This is a genomic window from Geobacillus sp. B4113_201601 (genome assembly GCF_001587475.1).
Lineage (GTDB): Bacteria > Bacillota > Bacilli > Bacillales > Anoxybacillaceae > Geobacillus > Geobacillus icigianus.
Genome location: NZ_LQYX01000101.1, coordinates 49155 through 52525, shown reverse-complemented (window position 1 = coordinate 52525; position 3371 = coordinate 49155). Strand labels below are relative to the sequence as shown.

The following is a 3371-nucleotide window of genomic DNA, read 5'->3' as shown; positions in this document are numbered from 1 at the left end:
TCAAGGGGAAGCGGGCTCAGCCGGTGTATGTGCTCATGGATTCCTGGTATCCGTCCCAAGCGCTCATCGAAGCCTGTCTGAAACAAGGATTCCATGTCATCGCGATGCTCAAGACGAACCGGATTCTCTATCCGAACGGCATCGCCGTCCAAACGAAGGAGTTCGCCCGCTATATCGAGCCCCAAGACACCCGCTTCGTCACGGTGGGGAACGAGCGCTATCGTGTCACCGCTACGAAGGTGCGCTCAACGGTCTTGATGACGCGATGGTGCGGCTGGCTTGGAAGGCGGATGAACCGATGACACCGGATCATCTCCATGTCGTCTTGAGCACCGACCAGGAGCTGAGTGACGAAGACATCTTGCGTTACGATGCCCAACACTGGTCGATCGAATGCGTTTTCCGGCAGGCCAAAGACCAGCTGAAGTCAGGTGGACCGTGTTCGTCACGTTCGGGCGGTGAAACGGTATTGGGCCGTGGTGCTGTTCGCCTGTGTATACAGCATCGCGGAATCTCAACAAGACCTCTCTTCCGGCCTAGAGCTTCTTCGGTCTCGGAAAGGGCACAGCGTCGTCGAGCTCATCGATGACGCCGCAAAGCAAGAGATTCCCATTGATTTGATCAAAAAACAGCTCCATGTCGCCTGAGGGGTCCCCTGTTTGTCTCTTAGGGAATAGAAATTACTGTAATGAAAAATGCTCATCTACAGTAATTTATTTAAGTTGTCTTCACTTGTAGAAGCTATTACTCTCAGTACCCCTATTTCCTCAAATATGATAGCTTGTGAATATACACTATAGACTAGTCCCTTTTCTTCACGTAGGATTTGATTTAAACGAGAGTTCCTTCCCCCACCTAAAATTAAGTTGGTTTTTAAACAACAAATGTTCAATGAAATGAGCTATTCCATTCGTCTCTTTTGTTTCATGTTTCGTTCCTACATGCACCATTACTCCAATAGAAACTGATTTAGCGTAAGGGATTTTGTCAATTAGTAGACGAAGACCATTAGACAAACATCGTTTCCTCATTTAACTCTCCCCCTTGCTCCTGTATAAACATTTGAAAAGCAATATCAGGGTTTTCTGTATTATGCTTTTTTAGAAAAGACACGTAGTCTCCTTCATATAGAATCTTACCTTTATGTAAAAAATGTATTTTACAATCAATAAACTCTAACTCATGGAGGATATGGGTCGACATAATAACCAACTTCCCTTTTTTGACCAAACGGTTAATACCATTAAGCACATAATTTCTAGTGTCAGGATCAATACCAGCAGTAGGTTCATCAAAAATATACAGTTTTCGTTCAAGTTGACAAATTGATTTAATCATCAGCCATCTTCTTTCGCCAACAGACATGTCTCCTATTCTTACATCCCACAATCTGTTTAACAATTCTTTTTCTCTTGGCATTAAGGATTCAATAAATGTCTTTAAACTTTTTGAAAAAGAAAAAGGTGTATCGCACTTAAGAATTAGGCGAACAATGTCCTTACCTTTCATAGTCGACGGAAGCGGAACACCTTGCACTTGATATACAACATCCTCTTCTGCAAATGAACTATGAAACTGTGCAGAAGGTATAACACCACTTATAATATCTAATAACGTTGTCTTTCCAGCCCCGTTTAATCCTACAATTACATTTAATTTATTTGGATCAAATTCAATACATAATTGGTTTAAAACAGGGGATGAACGGCCTTTATAGTAATGAGTTAGAGAATGTATTTTCATATTTTCTTCTCCTTTTTATTTATATTCGACCTGCTTTAGGTATAATAGCTATTATTTTATAAGAAAAGATTCCTATTAAAATATAAACCCCCATGATCACTACTAATGTATACGATAATGTTATATCCCAACCATGATTAGAAACTACATCTGAAATAAGTTTAGATACATTTAGTATAAAACTAGCAGGATTTAATAATAATAAGCTTTTATCTTTCACCTCAACATTTGCAAAATATATAAGAGGGAACATCAAAATAGTAAATATCGGCGAAATAGTTTCCTGACGATACGGCAAAGAACTTATCCATAGGAAAAGAGAGAAAATAGGTATTGGTACTATAATAGCTATTATGATGGCAATGATTAATACATAAAATACAGGCTGGTGAAACAGTAAAGAGCTTGCGACGGTAAAAATAATAAGATTGATAGTGACAAAAAACCATTGTGACCCAATCTTTCCCAATATAATTGGTAGTTTGTTACGACCAATAAATTTAAACATCTTCAAAAAACCATTATCTCGAAGCATGAGAATAGAAATCCCTACACCGCTTATTGCGGTAATTAAAATCATAAAACTCCAATATAAAAAAATATTATTTTTAAATGATTCGAAGTCCGGAGGATTAGTCAACCAAGAAAGATGGTTAAATACCATGAAAAACAAAGGAATAACAAGTGTCCAAAGCAATGCGATTTTGTTATAAAAAACTTCTTTGTTGAACAGAATAAAAAACTCCCAGCTTTTTCTTGACATAAAACCACCCTCCATCTATCTTAAATATATTTAACAAACAACTCTTTCTTTCATACTTTGAAACACCTATTTTTTCGAGGGTTGGGATGTGTACGTGGTTTATGATGATCTTAATTAACTGTAGATGAGCAAATTTGCTAACATAAATTGACAACTAAACAAAAAAGGAGACATGAACCCGATTCCTTAAGTAAAATAGATGTGCTCAAACTACCCACAAGGAGGTTCATGTCTTAGGAATCGATGAACACATCATTAAGGAATCCACCCATTTTTCATGACGCTGGGATTGGCACTTGATTTCTCGAAACCGGTCATCAAGCATCTCGTTCATCTTGTCGATACCTTGACGACCAAGGGATGTTCAGGGATTTTCACCCGAATCATCGAACGACACTGAGCCACTTTTTCACGAAAAGCCCTTGGAACGAGGAAAAACTGCTTGAGAAGCTGCAAGAATGGATCCTTCGCCAGATCGAACGCCTGGCCAAACGGGAGAATCAACCCCTTTTTGTTTCGATTGATGATCCCATTCGCCAAAAAACGAAGCCTTCGTCACGGGCCGCCCACGCCATTCAAGGGTGTGGTTGGCACTACTCGCACAACGATCATCCATCCGTCTGGGGGCATTCGCTCGTTTGGCGGATGGTGCACACCTTCACGCAAGCGTTTCCGTTCGCCTTTCGTTTGTATGACAAGACGGCGGGAAGAAGCAAGATCGACCTAGCGATCGAGAGGCTTTCCTCGCTCAAAGAAAAGTGGACTCGGCCGATATGCGTGGTATCCGTCCCAAGCGCTCATCGAAGCCTGTCTGAAACAAGGATTCGATGTCATCGCCATGCTCAAGACGAACCGGATTCTCTAC

At 40.5% G+C, this 3371-nt stretch carries 4 protein-coding genes and 2 pseudogenes; 2 read left to right on the top strand and 4 right to left on the bottom strand.

The annotated features are described in order from the left end of the window. Positions 1 to 647 (top strand): annotated as a pseudogene (locus tag B4113_RS19050) (transposase); the annotation flags it as partial. A 56-nt stretch (positions 648 to 703) separates the two neighbouring features. Here B4113_RS19050 and B4113_RS21270 read toward each other — a convergent pair. The 4 genes from B4113_RS21270 to B4113_RS14815 are packed head-to-tail and all read right to left on the bottom strand — an operon-like array spanning position 704 to position 2506. Beyond that, positions 704 to 892: an insulinase family protein gene (locus B4113_RS21270; RefSeq protein WP_160331380.1), complete on the bottom strand. Its 189-nt coding sequence runs from the start codon at positions 890 to 892 to the stop codon at positions 704 to 706. Further along, entirely contained in the window at positions 816 to 1031 is a 216-nt protein-coding gene (locus tag B4113_RS21040) for an insulinase family protein (protein WP_033023701.1), read from the bottom strand. The genes B4113_RS21270 and B4113_RS21040 overlap by 77 nt, the downstream gene beginning before the upstream one ends. Beyond that, entirely contained in the window at positions 1009 to 1743 is a 735-nt protein-coding gene (locus tag B4113_RS14820) for an AAA family ATPase (protein WP_061912629.1), read from the bottom strand. The genes B4113_RS21040 and B4113_RS14820 overlap by 23 nt, the downstream gene beginning before the upstream one ends. 19 nt (positions 1744 to 1762) lie before the next feature. Beyond that, on the bottom strand, positions 1763 to 2506 hold the full coding sequence (locus B4113_RS14815; RefSeq protein WP_235598024.1) for a hypothetical protein: 744 nt from the start codon (positions 2504 to 2506) through the stop codon (positions 1763 to 1765). Positions 2507 to 2783: 277 nt separating this feature from the next. On the opposite strand from B4113_RS14815, the pseudogene B4113_RS20765 reads away from it, so the two are divergent. Beyond that, a pseudogene (locus B4113_RS20765) lies at positions 2784 to 3371 on the top strand (IS701 family transposase); the annotation flags it as partial.